Raw genomic sequence first — 652 nt, forward strand, 5'->3', positions numbered from 1 at the left:
TCCGGACGATTGAGATATCCTCGCGCTAAACCATCACCACCGACATACAGCTCACCAACACACCCTTCTGGCACTAAGCTTCCATTTGGACCGAGTATTAATACATGATCTGTTGCAAGCTTTTTACCAATCGGCACAAGCGCTAAGGAATGTGGGTTTGCAAAAGTATACGTCGTCGAGAATGTGGTATTCTCTGTTGGACCATAACCATTTATCAACGTCACCCGCGGTAGCTGTGCTTGAATACGATGGATTGCAGCTGGGTCTAATACATCTCCTCCAGCCAATACTTGTTGAAGCGGTGATGTAGATGGTAAAGCTAGAGACCACTCTCGGAATAAACCTGCAGTTAACCATAGCGTGTTAACACCGAAATGCTCAACTGCTTGATTCAGTGCCTCTACCTCAATATACCCGTGAGGATACAATACAACCTGACCACCGTTAAGTAATGGTCCCCATAACTCTAACGTCGCTGCATCAAATGCAATGTTAGCACTTTGCAGCATGACGGTTTCAGCACTTAACTCCATAAAAGACTGTTCAATTACAAGTCGCGCAACAGCAACATGAGGTGTCATCACCCCTTTTGGCTGCCCAGTCGAACCAGAGGTATAAATGACATAGGCTAAACTCGTTGCTTCTAATCCAC

Annotated in this window: 1 protein-coding gene; it reads right to left on the reverse strand. The window is 45.7% G+C overall.

Features of this window, described 5'->3' with window-relative positions; all coding sequences use genetic code 11:
* On the reverse strand, positions 1–652 hold a 652-nt coding region (locus NO992_RS23365; RefSeq protein WP_371380815.1), incomplete at both ends, for an AMP-binding protein.

This window comes from Pseudoalteromonas sp. DY56-GL79, assembly GCF_041414765.1.
GTDB classification, from domain to species: Bacteria; Pseudomonadota; Gammaproteobacteria; order Enterobacterales; family Alteromonadaceae; genus Pseudoalteromonas; species Pseudoalteromonas piscicida.